Origin of the sequence: Ruegeria sp. HKCCA4008 (assembly GCF_013033125.1) — a bacterium.
GTDB lineage: Bacteria > Pseudomonadota > Alphaproteobacteria > Rhodobacterales > Rhodobacteraceae > Ruegeria.
Genome location: NZ_WQDM01000012.1, coordinates 36630 through 52777 on the forward strand (window position 1 = coordinate 36630; position 16148 = coordinate 52777).

General features: G+C 57.5%; 19 protein-coding genes. 12 read left to right on the plus strand and 7 right to left on the minus strand.

Annotated elements, in window-relative coordinates; all coding sequences use genetic code 11:
- Positions 1 to 21: 21 nt before the first annotated feature.
- Both GOW60_RS19345 and GOW60_RS19350 read right to left on the minus strand, forming a co-directional pair.
- Positions 22 to 684 carry a flagellar hook capping FlgD N-terminal domain-containing protein gene (locus GOW60_RS19345; protein ID WP_171230572.1) on the minus strand — a complete coding sequence of 221 codons (663 nt, stop codon included), beginning with the start codon at positions 682 to 684 and terminating at the stop codon, positions 22 to 24.
- 3 nt (positions 685 to 687) lie between these two features.
- Positions 688 to 1911: a flagellar hook-length control protein FliK gene (locus tag GOW60_RS19350; RefSeq protein WP_171230573.1), complete on the minus strand. Its 1224-nt coding sequence runs from the start codon at positions 1909 to 1911 to the stop codon at positions 688 to 690.
- A 110-nt stretch (positions 1912 to 2021) separates the two neighbouring features.
- On the opposite strand from GOW60_RS19350, the gene GOW60_RS19355 reads away from it, so the two are divergent.
- The 6 genes from GOW60_RS19355 to GOW60_RS19380 all read left to right on the plus strand — a co-directional run bounded on the left by GOW60_RS19355 (position 2022) and on the right by GOW60_RS19380 (position 5711).
- Positions 2022 to 2297, plus strand: a complete 276-nt coding sequence (locus tag GOW60_RS19355) for a rod-binding protein (RefSeq protein WP_171230574.1) — start codon at positions 2022 to 2024, stop codon at positions 2295 to 2297.
- Positions 2287 to 2646 carry a flagellar biosynthesis protein FlgN gene (locus GOW60_RS19360; protein WP_171230575.1) on the plus strand — a complete coding sequence of 120 codons (360 nt, stop codon included), beginning with the start codon at positions 2287 to 2289 and terminating at the stop codon, positions 2644 to 2646. The genes GOW60_RS19355 and GOW60_RS19360 overlap by 11 nt, the downstream gene beginning before the upstream one ends.
- Positions 2647 to 2855: 209 nt before the next feature.
- Positions 2856 to 4067, plus strand: a complete 1212-nt coding sequence (locus GOW60_RS19365) for a flagellin (RefSeq protein WP_171230576.1) — start codon at positions 2856 to 2858, stop codon at positions 4065 to 4067.
- Positions 4068 to 4144: 77 nt separating this feature from the next.
- A complete protein-coding gene (gene flaF, locus GOW60_RS19370; protein WP_171230577.1) occupies positions 4145 to 4519 on the plus strand; it encodes a flagellar biosynthesis regulator FlaF in 375 nt (124 codons plus the stop codon).
- On the plus strand, positions 4519 to 4920 hold the full coding sequence (flbT, locus tag GOW60_RS19375) for a flagellar biosynthesis repressor FlbT (RefSeq protein WP_152459291.1): 402 nt from the start codon (positions 4519 to 4521) through the stop codon (positions 4918 to 4920). The genes flaF and flbT overlap by 1 nt, the downstream gene beginning before the upstream one ends.
- Positions 4917 to 5711 (plus strand): DUF1217 domain-containing protein, encoded by a 795-nt coding sequence (locus GOW60_RS19380; protein WP_171230578.1) that lies wholly within the window; start codon positions 4917 to 4919, stop codon positions 5709 to 5711. Before flbT ends, GOW60_RS19380 begins: the two co-directional genes overlap by 4 nt.
- Before the next feature lie 101 nt (positions 5712 to 5812).
- Here the strand turns inward: GOW60_RS19380 and GOW60_RS19385 are convergent, their stop codons facing one another.
- The 3 genes from GOW60_RS19385 to GOW60_RS19395 all read right to left on the minus strand — a co-directional run bounded on the left by GOW60_RS19385 (position 5813) and on the right by GOW60_RS19395 (position 8454).
- On the minus strand, positions 5813 to 7387 hold the full coding sequence (locus tag GOW60_RS19385; RefSeq protein ID WP_171230579.1) for a DUF427 domain-containing protein: 1575 nt from the start codon (positions 7385 to 7387) through the stop codon (positions 5813 to 5815).
- A gap of 106 nt (positions 7388 to 7493) precedes the next feature.
- Positions 7494 to 8195, minus strand: a complete 702-nt coding sequence (locus tag GOW60_RS19390) for a helix-turn-helix domain-containing protein (RefSeq protein WP_171230580.1) — start codon at positions 8193 to 8195, stop codon at positions 7494 to 7496.
- A complete protein-coding gene (locus GOW60_RS19395; protein WP_171230581.1) occupies positions 8167 to 8454 on the minus strand; it encodes a hypothetical protein in 288 nt (95 codons plus the stop codon). Before GOW60_RS19395 ends, GOW60_RS19390 begins: the two co-directional genes overlap by 29 nt.
- A 176-nt stretch (positions 8455 to 8630) precedes the next feature.
- On the opposite strand from GOW60_RS19395, the gene GOW60_RS19400 reads away from it, so the two are divergent.
- The 4 genes from GOW60_RS19400 (at position 8631) to GOW60_RS19415 (ending at position 12549) form a co-directional block, all read left to right on the plus strand.
- Positions 8631 to 9089 carry a hypothetical protein gene (locus GOW60_RS19400; protein ID WP_152459286.1) on the plus strand — a complete coding sequence of 153 codons (459 nt, stop codon included), beginning with the start codon at positions 8631 to 8633 and terminating at the stop codon, positions 9087 to 9089.
- Between the two features lie 111 nt (positions 9090 to 9200).
- Positions 9201 to 9818 (plus strand): ribonuclease HII, encoded by a 618-nt coding sequence (locus GOW60_RS19405; RefSeq protein WP_171230582.1) that lies wholly within the window; start codon positions 9201 to 9203, stop codon positions 9816 to 9818.
- Between the two features lie 107 nt (positions 9819 to 9925).
- Entirely contained in the window at positions 9926 to 11026 is a 1101-nt protein-coding gene (locus GOW60_RS19410) for a site-specific DNA-methyltransferase (protein WP_152459284.1), read from the plus strand.
- 140 nt (positions 11027 to 11166) lie between these two features.
- Positions 11167 to 12549, plus strand: coding sequence for an adenylate/guanylate cyclase domain-containing protein (locus GOW60_RS19415; protein WP_171230583.1), 1383 nt, complete (start codon positions 11167 to 11169; stop codon positions 12547 to 12549).
- Between the two features lie 79 nt (positions 12550 to 12628).
- Here the strand turns inward: GOW60_RS19415 and GOW60_RS19420 are convergent, their stop codons facing one another.
- Both GOW60_RS19420 and mutY read right to left on the minus strand, forming a co-directional pair.
- Positions 12629 to 13765, minus strand: a complete 1137-nt coding sequence (locus GOW60_RS19420; protein ID WP_171230584.1) for an alkane 1-monooxygenase — start codon at positions 13763 to 13765, stop codon at positions 12629 to 12631.
- A 61-nt stretch (positions 13766 to 13826) separates the two neighbouring features.
- Positions 13827 to 14882 (minus strand): A/G-specific adenine glycosylase, encoded by a 1056-nt coding sequence (gene mutY, locus GOW60_RS19425; protein WP_171230585.1) that lies wholly within the window; start codon positions 14880 to 14882, stop codon positions 13827 to 13829.
- Between the two features lie 81 nt (positions 14883 to 14963).
- On the opposite strand from mutY, the gene GOW60_RS19430 reads away from it, so the two are divergent.
- Complete coding sequence (locus GOW60_RS19430; RefSeq protein WP_171230586.1) at positions 14964 to 15470, plus strand: DUF721 domain-containing protein; 507 nt, start codon at positions 14964 to 14966, stop codon at positions 15468 to 15470.
- A gap of 13 nt (positions 15471 to 15483) precedes the next feature.
- Positions 15484 to 16146 carry a DsbA family protein gene (locus tag GOW60_RS19435; RefSeq protein ID WP_171119927.1) on the plus strand — a complete coding sequence of 221 codons (663 nt, stop codon included), beginning with the start codon at positions 15484 to 15486 and terminating at the stop codon, positions 16144 to 16146.
- The last annotated feature ends 2 nt before the right edge of the window (positions 16147 to 16148 follow it).

Genomic DNA, 16148 nt, shown 5'->3' on the forward strand with positions numbered 1-16148 from the left:
TGGCCCGTCCCGCCCGACAGATCAAGCACCAGTTCGGACTGCGGTGACCTGAGTTGCGGGAATCACCTGACCGCCCTGCAAGGTCAGCAAAACAGCATCGTCGCCAACCTGTGCTTCGACGACGCGATTGTAGGCGGCGACAGGTTTTTCCGAGAGCAACTTGTCGCCTTTGTAGCTTTCCAGGGTTGCGCTGTAGTTGCCTGATGCCAATGGATTTCCTGAAGAATCCACTCCGGCCCAAACAAACTCCTCGGTTGTCGTGGGTACAGTGACGTTATCGATTACCGTGCCATCACTGTCGCGGATCACCAATTTCGTCGCGTCCGCATCAGGGTCTGCCTGGGCGAACAATGTCACGGGTTGGCCGTCAAAGTGAAAGGCTGATGTCGAGCGGACGTCCATGCCCACCCAGCTTGCAAGCTCGTTCAGTTTCGTGCCGCCCAATGCGTTGGCCAGGTTGGACAAGAGGTCATTGGTCTGGACTTGTTGCTCGACCATCGAGAACTGCGCCAACTGAGACGCATATTCGGTCGAATCCATCGGCTCCAACGGATCCTGATTCTTTGCCTGCGCCGTTAGCATCAGCAAGAATGTCTCAAAGTCCGACGTAATCGCGGATTTCTGAGATGCCCCGGCCTTTTGTTGATCCGCAACGGGCTGCATGGTGTTGACAGGCGTAATCATTGGTCAAAACCTCATGTCGATGCCCCGGCCCGAGGCCGGATACTGTGGATGGGAAGTTGTGTGATCGATCCGTTCGTGCGGCGCAGCTTCTGAATGTGAAGGGGATTGTGTGTCAGCGTCGTTTGCGTCCTTTTGATGTGCGCCAGAACCCCAAGGGGTTCCCAGATCAAAGCTCAGATCCCCATAACCCAGCTTCTGAAACTCTTCTGTCAGAACGGACAAATGACGCCGTATTAAATCGAGGGTTTCCGGGCGCTCGGTCGCAATGGTGATTTGCAGGCCGTCCTCCCGCCCGTTCAGAACAATGGACACACGCCCAAGCTCTTCCGGATTCAACGCTATTTCCGTTGCTCCTGATCCGGTGCGGGTCTGGACGGCTGCCGACAGCTGACCAGCAATCGCCCGGGCGATTTCCGCTCGGGCGGCAGTGGACGGAGCCGCGAGTTGAGGCACGGACTCACGCGAGGTCAGCGGCAAAGGTTCCTCTCTGACGGCGGGCAGGGCCTCAGCCTCGACAACGGGTGTCACGGGTTCGGCCTCGACGGCAGTTGCCATCAACTGAAGCTGCGCCACCGAGGGCGCCCGGTCAGGCGCTGACGGTTTGGGCGTCAGAATGTTCACTTCGGGCAACGGCTTCTTTTCAGCGTCCAGCGGGAGGGGGACGGCCCCCGTTTGTTCGACCGTGCCTTTGGGCTTTGCAAGCTGATCAAACATCTGACCGATTTCGGTCATGGCTGTCATTTGCACAGGTTGGGGCGTCGGACCCTGTGCCTTCTGCGAGAGCGCCGGAACCGGGGAAGGCGTGTCGCTTTGTGTGGGCAAACCTTTTGGTACCGATACCGGTGGTTGATTCGGTATTTCCGAGGGTGCTTGATTTACTTCCGCCATCTGAACCGGCGCCACTTTTACCTTGTCCAAGTCCGGGGTTTCCAGGAATGCAGAAGGGGGTTGCTGTTCGCCTATGTGTTCTGAAATCGGGGTCGGATGGACCGTTGCAGATGCCTCGGCCGATGTCTCCGGCACAGGTTCGGGCTCTGCTTCGACAACTTTCATCTCGGCATTGATGGCAGCGTTTTCGCCTTCTGGGTGGCCGGTGGCACCAACCTCTTGCCCGAGGACATCCTGAAAGCTCTCCGAGCCAGTGTTTTGGCCCGGAGCCTTACGCGATGTGACGGCTTTCTCGGGCGTGGTCGGCGTTGCGTTCGCCAGCGTTAGGGGGTTGGGCATTTTGCTCCCTCTCCGTGTGACTGGTCGGAACACTGCCAGTAGGTAGTTACGTTTATTTTAACCGCTTTCACCTTTGATCGAGAAAGTTCGAAGCAAATTCGGAGAATGCTATGAAGGTTTCAACCCTTCCTCACGTATCTCAATCACAGTCACCCCAGACCCGGCTGAAAAACGCCGCCATAGAGCTTGAGGCCGCGTTTCTGGCCGAAATGCTGAAATCTGCCGGATTGGGAAAGACCCGTCAGTCCTTTGGCGGTGGCGCCGGTGAGGATCAGTTTTCTTCGATGCTTGTTCAACATCAGGCGCAGCAACTTGCCCGGTCCGGTGGTGTGGGCCTTTCCGAAATTCTGTTCAAGTCACTGATGGAGAAAACCGATGACGTCTAAGGCCGATAAAGCGTTGATCAAGTCTTTGGAAGAAGTCCTGGATTTGGAACGTGCCGCACTTGTACAGGGGGATCTGGACCGTTTGTCCAGCATGGTGCCTGAAAAAGAAAAGCTGATCGGGGCAATCAATGATCTTCAGGTGCTGGAAAGTGAGGCACTGATTCGCGTTCAACAGAAAGCCGAGCGCAATCAGGCGCTGCTGAACAGCGCGGCTGAAGGCATCCTGGCGGTCGCCAGCCGAATGGCTGAATTGCGACGCGTTCGGCAGGAATTCAGCACCTATGGTGCAGACGGACAGCGAAGTGAATTCGCGGTGCGCAGCACGGCAAAGCTGGAAAAGCGGGCATAGCCAGAATTTTGATTCAAATCCGAAATTTCTGGGCCGGGCGCTTTAGCACTCCGTTAGGGGATCGGGTTCAAAAGTGGTGTTGCACCTGAGATCAACAGGTGGCGCGAACGGCCACGCGGCGCGTCGCACAGGTCAGAAAGACACCAATGCCCGCAAATAATGCGGGGTGAACATGGGCAAAATGGCCCGAACGGAAAAGGATGAAAGCTATGTCCAGCATTCTGACAAACAATGGCGCGATGGTTGCGCTGCAAACTCTCAAGTCGGTCAACAAAAACCTGGCGATGACCCAGAACGCAATCTCGACCGGCAAGGATGTCGCGACGGCCAAGGACAACTCGGCAGTTTGGGCGATTTCCAAAGTGATGGAGTCGGACGTCAAGGGTTTCAACGCCATCAAGGACAGTCTTGCGCTTGGCGAATCGACCGTCGCCGTTGCACGGAATGCCGCGGAAACCGTCACTGATCTGCTGACCCAGATGAAAGGCAAGATCGTCGCGGCGCAGGAAGACAACGTTGACCGCGGCAAAATCAATGATGATGTGACTGCACTGAAAGATCAGATCGCGTCCGTCGTCAGTGCGGCGCAGTTCAATGGTCTGAACCTGGTTGACGGCTCTGCCGGTTCCGCTTCGATCCTTGCATCGCTGGATCGTGACAACACAGGTGCTGTGACCTCGTCGTCCATTACCGTTGCAGGGCAGAACCTGTCGACCGGTGGTTATGTCACCAAGCAGGTTTTTGACGGTTCGACCGGCGCATCGACAGGCAACGATCGCGTTGGCGCAACCATTGATAACGGCGCAACCGCCGCAACCGCTCTGGTCACCGACGAATCCAGCGGTGTTTTTGCCGCCGGGGACAAGGTTGTCGTCGCGATCAACGATAAGGTCGTATCCTATACCGTTTCCGCCGAAGACGCCGCCGCGACAACAACGGGTGATCTGGTTGCCGTTGGGTTGAAATCGAAGATTGAAGAGCTTGGGATTACCGGTCTGACGGTCGATTATGACTCGGGTGCAGCCGGAACCTTGTCTGTCACCAACGGTACGGGCTCGGACATTTCGTTTTCGGCTCAATTCGTGAACGCTGGTGCAGGTGGTCTGGGCGCGTTGGCCGGCATTGATGTCTCGACCGGTGCGGGTGCGACCGCTGCACTGGCCGCCGTTGAGTCGCTGATTGATACTTCGATCGACGCGTCGGCTGCTTTCGGTTCTTCTCAAAGCCGGATCGAAACTCAGAAAGAGTTCATCTCGAACCTGTCCGACTCATTCAAGTCAGGCATCGGGTCGCTGGTCGATGCGGACATGGAAGAGACTTCGGCACGGTTGCAGGCGCTTCAGGTTCAGCAACAGTTGGCGACACAGTCGCTTTCGATCGCCAATCAGGCACCGCAGTCGATTCTGTCGCTGTTCCGCTAATTCGCGAAATCGGTTGGGGCGCGGTCTTCGCGCCCCATCAATGACTGCCTGATGACGGCCCTTCGGGAGGATTTCAAGTGACACCGCAAACCCTAGCCCATCAAACCTATGCGCAAACCGCCGCGCCGACTCGGACGCCTCGAGACACGGAATACGAAGCGATTTCAAGGATCACACGACGCTTGAAGGCAGCAACGGCACAAAAGGCAACGGATTTTTCGGGCTTTGTACAGGCCGTGCACGAAAACCGGCGGCTGTGGGGGGTGCTCGCCACCGGAGTTGCCGATTCCGAGAATGCCCTGCCCAACGACCTGAGAGCTAGGATCTTCTACCTTGCCGAATTCACCGAACAACACAGCAGCCGCGTTCTGGGAGACGGCGCAACCGTTGAACCGTTGGTGGAAATCAACACGGCTGTATTGCGCGGATTGCGCCAAAGGAGGGCAACTTGATGAGTGGTCTGGTCCTGAAGCTTGCCCCGAAAGAAAGGGTTCTGATCAACGGGGTCGTGATTGAGAACGGCGATCGCCGCGGCCGGTTTTCGATCATGACGCCACAGGCAAATGTACTTCGACTGCGGGACGCGATTCATCCGGATGAGGTGAATACTCCGGTGCGCCGCGTCTGTTATGCTGCGCAGCTTGTATTGTCGGGGGACATCGAACCTGGCCAAGCACGTCAGCAATTGTTGCGCCGCGTGGAAGAGCTGAGCCAGGTTTTTACGGATGCAGATAGCCGTCGGGTCTTGGCCGAAGCCACGGATGCCCTGGTTGCAGAGCATTATTACAAGTGCCTCAAATCGCTTCGCTCGCTTCTGCCGCGCGAAGAGCGGCTGATGGCTTACCAGCAATGACATTCCAACCCGTCATCCCAAGCGGCGGAATCGTGGGCTGGCGGTTCCTGCAACGTACCTATGAAAGTCAGCTCCAGAGTTTTTCGTCGTCAGCAGCAAATGAAAGAGAGACAAAGTACTTTCTGGACAACATCGGAAAAATCCAATCCGCCGAAGAGCTGGTTTCGGATCGCAGGTTGTTGCAGGTCGCTTTGGGTGCGTTCGGGCTGGAAGGAGATTTGGACAACCGGTTTTTCATACGCAAAATCCTCGAGGATGGGACACAGGCGGATGACGCGTTGTCCAATCGATTGGCCGACAAGCGATACCGGGAATTTTCTGACGCCTTTGGGTTTGGTCCCGGTGCTGTCCGAAAAACCGCGCTGACGTCCGACATGGAGCAAATCGCCCAGGCCAATTTGACGGCCCGGTTTGAAATTGCCGTTGGCGAGTCGGATGAAACGATGCGTATTTCGCTCTATGCACAACGAGAGCTTTCGGATCTTGCCAACAAGACCTCAAGCGCAGACACAAAGTGTTTCGATCTGATGGGGTTGCCGCCCTTGCGCAGGATGATGGAAACGGCACTTGGACTGCCGTCATCCTTTGCGCAGCTGGACATTGACAAACAACTGGTCGAGTTCAAGGCCAGGTTGCTCAAACTGACCGGCTCGGAGGATCTGGCACAGTTTTCGAACCCAAAGTCCATCGAGAAACTGACCGACACCTATTTGGCCAGAAGTCAGATTGCGCGACTTCAGAACACGATCTCGCCGGCGCAGACCGCATTGATCTTGTTGGGGGCCGGTTGAGCAGAGCGCCTCCGGATCGAAGTGACCGGTGAAGCATGATCGCAAAGGCGTCACGTTGATCAAGGCAATGCGGTTTTCTTCAGAACTGCAAACGACAGGCCTCAACCGTTCAGAATCTCATCGGCTGTGGTTCGTAAAGCATATGATCTGACGGGTCGGGACACATTGTGCAGATTGACGTCTCCCAGCGGTACAGCATTGGAACAGGCCGGTTCGATGTCTTCTGAAACGACAATGCGGTGCCCTTGCGACTTGCCGAACTCGCCCAATCGCGCGGCGATGTTTGCGGCCTGACCGATAACTGTGAAATCAAGCCGTTCGCGCGATCCCACATTGCCGTAGGTGACACGCCCATAAGCGACGCCGATCGAACAGTCGCAATGCCTGTCCGTACCTTCTTTGCGCAGCTCTCCCAAAGTTTCGACGATTTTGATCGCCGAGCGCTGGGCATTGGTGCGGGCCGTACTGGCATCCTCGTCCGTTGCCGGGAAGACGGCCAGCACGGCGTCGCCAATGAACTTCAGGACTTCTCCGTTGTTGTCATGAACAATGCCCGAGACCGTTTCAAAGAACTCGTTCAGCAGATTGATATACTCGCCCCGGCCCAGCTTCTCTTCCAGGCTCGTTGAATTACGGAGGTCGCAGAACATGATGGCGGCGTCGATCTCATCCCCGTCACCCCGCCTGATTTCGCCGCCCAATACGCGCGCGCCGGTGCGTTTGCCGACATAGGTTTCCAGCAGGACCTGCGCGTTTTCGCGCTGCATGAACACTTCGTAGAAACGGGCGATTACCGAGGAACACTCAAAGACAAGGCCCAGATTTTCGGTGGTGAACCCGTCCGGGTGATCGCAGGTCAGCGTCAGAACATTGGTGCGACCGTCGGAAAACGGCAAGGGCATGGCCACGTAATCTGTTGCGCCCTTGGCCCGCAGATCCTCCATGATCGGGAAGCTGTTATGCGGGTTTTCATCATTCAACCTTTGCCGCACGCCACCCAAGCCGTTCGACACATGCCGCAAGGGGCTGTTGATGAAAGCTGGGTGATCATAGATTTCATATGTCGGAGCCCGTGTCAGAATCTCTTCTTCATCTTTTTCCCAGATATAGTGCTTTCCCGCGATCAGGGGGTGAAGAGACCAGGCCAGAATGCTCAGCCTTTGTATCGCGATGCCGTGCTCCAGCATCTTTTCGGCCAGCGCTTTGGTAAAGCTTTCGGGCGTTGTCGCGGTCGAAGCGCCACGCATCAACCAATCGATCAGGGGGCCGCTGATGTTGCCGTCTTCAGGTTCACGAAGGCGGTTGTCGCCCAGATCGATTTTCGTATAGGCGCCGGGCACAAAGCCGATACAGCCTTGAATGGCCGCGCTTTCGGGCAGGGCTTCCTCATAGGCCCAGACAGAATTGGCCAGGTTTTCGGACCCCAGATTGATGTCGTGATACGTGGCAGTGCCTTTGAACGGGCAGAATGTTTGCAGGTCTGTTTCTTCGCTCAGATCAACACAGACATCCGCGCGGGGAACATAGATCGTGGGCGGCAGGCGCGTTTCATACATCACCTTGGCATCTGTGCTTTCAGCCAAAAGCACATCATTGCGGTAAATGGCAATTCTGCCATTCAGCGATTCAACCGAGATTCCATACCCATTGATTTTTGGTGCGGCGTGGACGTTCATATGCGACCTCCCTTGCCTGGGTTTTTTTTAGAATGGGGCTTTGCATCCCACATTCCAAGAGGCGCAGAAGGGAAAAGTGCCAACGCATACGGTCATGCAGCAAGGCTCAGACCATTTGTATCACGTCTTTTTCGATGGACAGCATATACCCTTTTTTGGCGATGTTCTTGACCAGAAGTTCACTGACCATCTGGTTGCCAAGCGCATCCCGCAACCGTTTGATCCGCGTCGCGCCTGCGGCTTCGTCGCAATCGGCCTCATTGCGGCCGGAAATCATCGCCTCGATCTGGGCGCCGGACAAAACCTCATCATCCAGCCGGGATTCAGCCAGAACAGACAGGGTTTCCATGGCGGCGGGCGTGAGTTTGAAATCCATGTTGTTGAGGTAGACGGTGTTTTCCTCGCGGCTGATCAGCAACGAGGTCACCTGAATGCCGGTGCGTTCGATTTGCGCCATGCGTCGGTTCAGCAGTACCAGCATCACCAGAAAGACCAATGCCGAGGCCATCATGGCACAGGCAAAAACCAGCAGCACATAGATCACCATCCGATAACTGGACAGGGTGTCGGCGAAGGCGGTGCCGGACTGGGCCAGAATTTCAAGCAACCGGATTTCGGTTTGCGAGGTCAGATCGGTCTCGATGAACAATCGCTCGACCCGGGCGTTGAATGCGTTGGCGTCCGGCAGGGTCCAGAACAGGAAAACGGCGGCGGTGATCAGAATGGCGACAATGGCTGCGACGCCCAGCACGACCAGACGGACCCCCGACCGGCGCGCGTCAGAAACGGAGATAGAATTGTCCGGCATTGCCTTTCCTCTGATCCAACCCTTCCGGCCCGAAAACGGACTGCACTTCAAGCAAGGTCCAGCCTGACGCGCTCAGGCGCTGGGCGATTTCTGCCCGGGCCTGGCCCTTGTCACAGTTCGAGACCTGAATGACCCCATAGTGCAGACGCAGCGGATTGTCTTTCTTGGCCTTGTAATCCGCATAGCAATCCGCCGCAGACGCAGCAAAGCCAAGCGATATCAGGACCGCAAAGGTCAGAGAAGAGAGGATCTGTTTCATAGGCCGCATCCTGCGCATGAGTTGCCGCGATATTCAATAACCCAAGGGGTTTGCGGGCTCTGATATCCGATAACATCGGGCCGTTATTGCTTGTCTGGACCGGTCGCCCCCAGTGTCAGGGCGATCAGGACGCGCTCCGTCACACGGTCGCCCAAACACTATGAAGGACACGCATCATGCACAGGAAATTCATCGCTTTCATCGTTGCGACCGCGGTTGCAATAACCGGGGTTTCTGCGTCTCAGGCACGGGCTGCAGACGCAAAGGACATTCTTGGCGGGCTGGCGGCCATCGCGCTCATCGGGGCCGGGGTTCACTATTACAACAAGGAAAAGAAAAAGGATCGGGCGACTCGCCATCAGACCTATACCCCGGCACCTTACACGCCGCAGCCGGTGCGCCCTCTGCCGCCGCGCGTGGCGCGCTATGATCTTCCCCAGCGCTGCCTGCGCACATTCAACGGGTATTCACAGGATCATCCGCTGCTTGGGCCGAAATGTCTCAAGAAGCACTACAAACATGCCAATAGCCTGCCGCAAGAGTGCAAAGTCGGTTTCTGGAATGGCCAAAAGGTCAAGCGGGCATACGAACCCGCGTGCCTGCGCCAGAAAGGATACCGTGTCGTTTACCAGTAACACCGGTTGAGCAGGAGCGGCGCCAAAGACGCGCCGCGTGAGAGAGGGTGGTGTGGGCTGCCCTCTCTCTTTTTTCTTGCGGCGCTGTGTGAAACACGGTTTTCCAAAAGGATGACAAAACCAGATTTCGAACTTGAACAGGCGCTGCTGGACCGGGGCCATTTTCGCATCGCGGGTGTGGATGAGGTCGGGCGCGGCCCTTTGGCCGGCCCGGTCGTCGCGGCAGCGGTGATCCTGAACCCACAGGCCATCCCCGAAGGGTTGAATGATTCCAAGAAGCTGACAGCCAGACGTCGGGTCGCGTTGGATGCCGAGATCCGACACAGCGCCGAGTTTGCCGTGGCCGAAGCCTCGGTCGCCGAGATTGACGAGATCAACATCCTCAGGGCATCGCATCTGGCGATGCTGCGCGCGGTCGAGGCTCTGTCGCCGGCCCCTGATTTCCTGCTGATCGATGGGAACATGATTCCACGCGGCCTGAAAATCCCGTCGCAGGCCGTCGTGAAGGGGGATGCCCGATCGGTGTCGATTGCAGCCGCGTCGATCCTTGCGAAAAACTGGCGCGATCAGGTGATGGTGGATTTGGCGCAACAGCATCCGGGATATGGATGGGAAACCAACGCCGGTTATCCGTCAAAACAACATAAGGAAGCACTGCAAAATCTTGGCGTGACCCCACACCATAGACGTTCGTTCAAGCCGGTGCACAATATCTTGTATCAAGAGTAAATCGTAAGTCGCTGATTCAAAAAAGAAATTGACGCCGATTCGTCTTTGACTCATCCTTGTCTCAACCAAATGAGCGCAAAAGCGCCGTGGACACTTGAGGCAGTGATATGACGACAACTACCAAAAAGGGCGCAATCGCGCCCCCTTTAAACACGATTCTATCCGGGGACTGCATCGAAGTGATGAACAGTCTTCCCGAGGCATCCGTTGACCTGATTTTTGCGGATCCGCCCTATAATTTGCAGTTGAAAGGTCAGCTGCATCGCCCGGACAATTCTCAGGTGGATGCGGTGGATGATCACTGGGATCAGTTTTCCAGCTTTGGTGCTTATGACCAATTCACCCGCGCGTGGTTGAAGGCGGCGCGCCGTCTGCTCAAGCCAAATGGTGCGATCTGGGTGATCGGCTCTTACCACAACATCTTCCGTGTGGGTTCGGCTTTGCAGGACGAGGGCTATTGGATTCTGAACGATGTGGTCTGGCGCAAATCAAACCCGATGCCCAACTTCCGCGGCAAACGTTTTACCAACGCGCATGAGACGATGATCTGGGCTTCCAAGCGCGAAGGGGCCAAGTACACCTTCAACTATGAGGCGCTGAAGGCCCTGAACGAAGGCGTGCAGATGCGCAGCGACTGGGTGCTGCCGATCTGCACCGGGCATGAACGTCTGAAGGATGAAAACGGTGACAAGGCACACCCGACGCAAAAGCCGGAATCACTGCTGCACCGTGTTCTGATCGGCTCGACCAACCCCGGAGACGTGGTGCTGGATCCGTTCTTCGGTACCGGAACGACAGGAGCCGTCGCCAAGATGCTGGGCCGCGAATTCATTGGTATCGAACGCGAGGAAAGCTATCGCAAGGTGGCCGAGAAGCGCATTGCCAAGGTCCGCAAATTCGATCGTGAGGCTCTGGAAGTCAGCGCCAGCAAGCGCGCCGAACCCCGCGTTCCCTTCGGCCAGCTGGTCGAGCGTGGGATGCTGCGCCCGGGCGAAGAGCTTTATTCCATGAACCGGCGTCACAAGGCCAAGGTCCGGGCCGATGGCACATTGGTCGGTGACAACGTCAAAGGCTCGATCCATCAGGTGGGCGCCCATCTGGAAAATGCGCCGTCCTGCAATGGCTGGACCTATTGGTGCTTCAAGCGTGACGGCAAAACGGTTCCGATCGACGTTCTGCGCCAGCAGATCCGGGCCGAGATGAACTGATTTCAAGAACACCGCCGGTGCCTGTGGCCTGACACAAGGCACTACGCCTTGCCCCGCCGATCCTACGGCGGGGTCTTTTGTTTTCGGATCAACAGTGATTGCATGTTGTTGACCCTGACACTGCAAGAAAGATCACGGCCATGACCGAGACAACCGCGCAGCCCCGCCGCAGCCTGTTTTTCACGGAACCTGACACGTTCGATCTGGACAACAAATACACCGAGGCCGCGTTGGAGCGGCACAAGCGAGAAGGGTTGGAACTGGCCGTCCGCGCGCGCTGGGTGGCGATGGCACTGACCGGGGTTCTTCTGGTTTTCCTGAACCCGCATTGGGAGGTGCTTTGGTATCACTTCATTCTGCTGCTGATCTGCGCCAACGGTTGGCTGATCCGCCGTTCCGGTCGGGTGGGACAATCGCGGGTCGAGCTTCTTTTGATCTTCGTGGATCTGCTGATCATGACCCTTGGAATGATCGTGCCCAACCCGTTCAGTGACGATGTCCGCCCTCTGGCCATGCAATACCGGTTCGACAATTTTCAGTACTTTTTCGTCATCCTGGCGGCTGGAACCCTGGCCTATTCCTGGCGCACGGTCATTGCCATCGGTTCGTGGACGGCATTGATGTGGACGATCGGTTGGATCGTTGCCTCGTGGGTGGCAACGCCGATTCCGGGGATCAGCGAAAAGGTTGCAGAGGCCTTGCAGGGCTATCCGGATGTTGCCGAGCTGTTGGATCCAAACAGTTTCATGGTCCCTCAACGTATCCAGCAAGTGATCGTATACATAATGGTCGCGGTAACGCTGGGCATTTCGATGCGGCGTCTCAATCAATTGTTGATGAACAACGCGGGTTTGGAACGGGAACGGGCCAACCTGTCGCGGTATTTCTCACCCAATGTGGTGGATGAGCTGAGCCAGAACGATGAGCCGCTGAAACAGGTCCGCAAAGAAGATGTGGCCGTTCTGTTCATCGATATCGTCGGATTCACCAAATACGCCGCCGGGCGGGATCCCTATGAAGTGATCGAGGTTCTGCGCGGGTTCCATGCCCGTATGGAAACCGAGGTATTCCGGCACCACGGGACCTTGGACAAGTATCTGGGCGACGGTTTGATGGCGACCTTCGGCACTCCGGTGCCAACGCCCCTGGACGCGAGCAATGCCCTGGACTGCGCGCGTGCGATGGTGGGTGTGATCGACCGTTGGAATCTGGAACGTCGCAGGGCGGGAGAGCCCGAAATCCATGTCGGCGTTGGGGTGCATTACGGCTCGGTCGTACTTGGGGATATCGGTGCCAACCGGTTGGAATTCGCGGTGATTGGCGATGCGGTCAATGTGGCGGCCAAGCTTGAGGCACTGACGCGTGATTTCAAGGCGCGTATCGTTGTCAGCGATGCCGTGCGTATGCGGGTTGAGGAAGAAAACCCGCAGGCGCCGGAGGTCATGGCCGGTTTTGTTGCCTGCCGCGACCAACCCGTGCGAGGGGTCGAGGCGCCGATGGATGTCTGGGTGATGAAAAGCTGAGGGCCTCCCGCCCGTCAGAACAGCATCGCAGATGCAGTGCTGACAGTTGGGCCAAGCAGCGCGCCTGTGCGCGCTGCGGTCACGCTTTGGGCATGGGGTTCAAAGATTTGTTGTAGGGGTGCCAGTCGGTGATCTCGGGATAGTAGTGGCGCCGCCACGCACGAACGCGCGGGTTCATGACCCGCCGCCACAGCGGAGGGATCATGGCGAACACGGTCATGACAGGATAGCCATAGGGCAATTGCGGTGCCGTGTCCGACGCGTGATGTTGCAGCAGCGGAAACCGGCGGTTGGGTTTGTAGTGGTGGTCCGAATGGCGTTGAAGATTGATCAGCAACCAGTTCGAAGCTTTCTGCGAGGCATTCCAGGAATGGCGTGGCAGGACATGCTCGTACCGTCCTTCGCCCAGATGTTTTCGGGTCAGGCCGTAGTGCTCGACGTAATTGACCAGCTCGAGCTGCCAGATCGCGACACCAGCCTGAAGCAGAAACAGCGCCACGCCGGACCATCCTCCGATCAGGCCGGCCAGTGCCAGCATCCCACCTTGCAGCGCCCAGTACCGCCAGAACGGGTTTGAACGATCTGTCCACGGTCTGTCGATGCGGGCCAGCTTGTTGCGCTCGGCGTTGAAGGCCGAAACCCAGCATTGCCACAGAACGCGGGGATAGAAGCGATGGAAACCTTCGTTGTAGCGCGCCGTTACCGGATCGCGCGGGGTGCCAACATGGCGGTGATGGACCAACAGGTGCTCGGACCGAAAATGAGAATACAGCACCATGGCAAGAAGGATGTCCCCAAGCCAGCGTTCCAGGCGGCTTTTCTGGTGCATCAACTCGTGGCTGTAATTGATCCCAATCGTGCCCGAAATGACGCCCATGCCAAAGAAGAGGCCGATTTTCTCAAGCGTTGACAGATGGGTGTTGTGGGTTGCGTACCAGATCAGACCAAAAAGGGTGACGAACTGGATCGGGGCCCAGAGTTTTGTTAGCAGTATGTACCATTGCAGCGCCGTGTCCGGCGTCTCGGGGTCGGCGTTTCGAGTGTTGAGCCCGGTGATCCGGTCCAGCACTGCAAAAGCCCACCAGGTTGCGGCAGGAACCAGCAGCAGTGACCATCCACCGGTAGCAGCTGAAAACCAGACCAGCGGAATCAGCAGCAGCGACACCCAGAAAGGGGATGCAGATTGCCAGCGGGACAATTTGCCTGTTGCGATCATCTTTTCTGCTCCGACTTTACGGAGATATCCTAGCCATGGCCCGAAGACTTACACAACGGACTTATTGTCCTCGCCAAAGATCATAGGCCTTGCGCATCACGGTTGGTAGGTCGCCGGGCCTGAAGCTGTGCTTGTCTACAACTGTCAGATGTTCGGGTATGTCGTGATCGGCGGCATCCGTGGTCCAGATCCGCAAAATCAGGTGGAAATGCGTAAATGTATGGCGCACTTCGCCCGACAACATCTTCCAATTCGCGGGGAACGGAGGCCGTTCGGCCGGGGCATCGTTCCACTCTGATCCGGGCCAGCCCAGCATTCCGCCCAACAAACCTTTGTCAGGCCGGCGTTCCAGCACCATGGCCCCGTCTGCGCTTTGCGCAACATACACGTGCCCATACCGCGTGGGTTTGGGCTTTTTGGGTGTTTTTCGTGGCAGGTCGGCTTGGGTGCCTGCGACGCGGCTCTGACAGGGGTCACGCAGGGGGCAGATGCCACATGCCGGCGACTTCGGCGTGCAGATGGTTGCCCCCAGATCCATGAAGGCCTGCGCGTAATCGCCGGGGCGTGTGGCCGGGGTCAGGGCCGACGCCTTTTCCTTCAGCAGGGGTTTGGACCCGGGTAGCGGATCGTGAATGTCATGGAGCCGGGCCATGACACGTTCGACGTTTCCGTCCAGCACGGTTTCGGGCTGATCGAATGCAATGGCCGAGATCGCAGCGGCGGTATAGGGGCCTATGCCGGGTAGGTTCAGCAGCGCTTCTAAGCTGTCGGGAAACCGGCCTTCGTAGTCCTGCGTGACGGCACGGGCGCATTTCAAAAGATTGCGGGCGCGCGCGTAATAGCCAAGCCCGGCCCATTCCCCCATGACCTGGTCGTCCGGTGCGGCGGCCAGAGCCTGAACCGTAGGCCAGCGGGTGGTGAAGCGCAGGAAATAGTCGCGAACGGTGGCAACTGTCGTTTGCTGCAACATCACTTCGGACAGCCAGACCCGATAGGGATCGGGGCGTATCCCGGCGGCGCGATCTGCCGGACCGATGCGCCATGGCATTTCGCGGGCGTGGCGGTCGTACCATTCCAGCAACGCATCACTGACGGTGAATTCAGCAGAGTCACGCAAGTTTTATTCAACTCCCGGTCGGGTTTCGCTGGCACATGGTGGCCTGCCCAGTACAATAGAGGCGTAGGAGCAGGAAACCAGATGCAACGCAGACGTTCTTCGACCCGCGGGTTCAAACGCACCGCATCCTTGCTGAATGATCAGATCCGGCGCGCCGGGGAAAGCCGGGGGTTTGCCGTGTCGCGGCTTTTGACCCACTGGGCCGAGATTGTCGGCCAGGAAACCGCCGCCATCGCACGCCCGGTCAAAGTGGGTTATGGCAAGGGCGGATTTGGTGCCACCCTGACCGTGTTGACGACCGGGCCACAGGCTCCGATGCTGGAAATGCAGAAGGAACAGCTGCGCGGCAAGGTGAACGCGGTCTATGGCTACAACGCCATCAGCCGGGTCCGTATCACCCAGACCGCTCCGACCGGATTTGCCGAGGGGCAGGCCAGTTTCGACCACAAGCCGAAGCAAGCCAAACCCCAGATTGCGCCTGACATTGCCGCCGAGGCCGACAAAATGTCACGCGATGTACATGATGAAGATTTGCGCGCGGCTCTTGAACGTCTCGGGCGCAACGTTTTATCCAAACAGAAACGCTGAGAAAGGGCTGAAAATGAGCCGTATTGCAACCGTAATCTGTGCGGCCGTCGCCGTGGCCGCTGGCGGCTATTGGCTGACAGGGTCGAACACCAATGTCACCATTCCACTGGTCAGTGCCGCCGAAGCGCAGGAGGCGGACCTGGATACTTCGACGATCGTCGAGATGGTGCTGGGCGCCGAGGATGCACCTGTCGAAATCATCGAATATGCGTCCTATACCTGCCCGCATTGCGCGAGTTTCCATCAGGGCGCCTTCAAACAACTCAAGAAAGACTTCATCGACACCGGCAAGGTCAAGTTTACCTATCGTGAGGTGTATTTCGACCGCTACGGCCTTTGGGCATCGATGGTTGCACGCTGCGCAGGCCCCGAAAAGTTCTTCGGTATCACAGACCTGATCTATGAAGGGCAGGCAGAATGGACACGCGCAGGTGGTCCGGCCGAGATCGTGGACGAGCTGCGCAAGATCGGTCGTTTGGCCGGCATCGATGGCGACCAGCTTGAGGCTTGCCTGCAAGACGGTACCAAGGCGCGGACATTGGCTGCGTGGTATCAGGAAAACGCCGAACGTGATGGCATCCAGGCGACACCATCATTTGTGGTGAACGGCAAGAAGGTCGACAACCAGTCCTACGCTGACTTCAAAAAGCTGATCGAAGACGAACTGGGTGGCTAAAC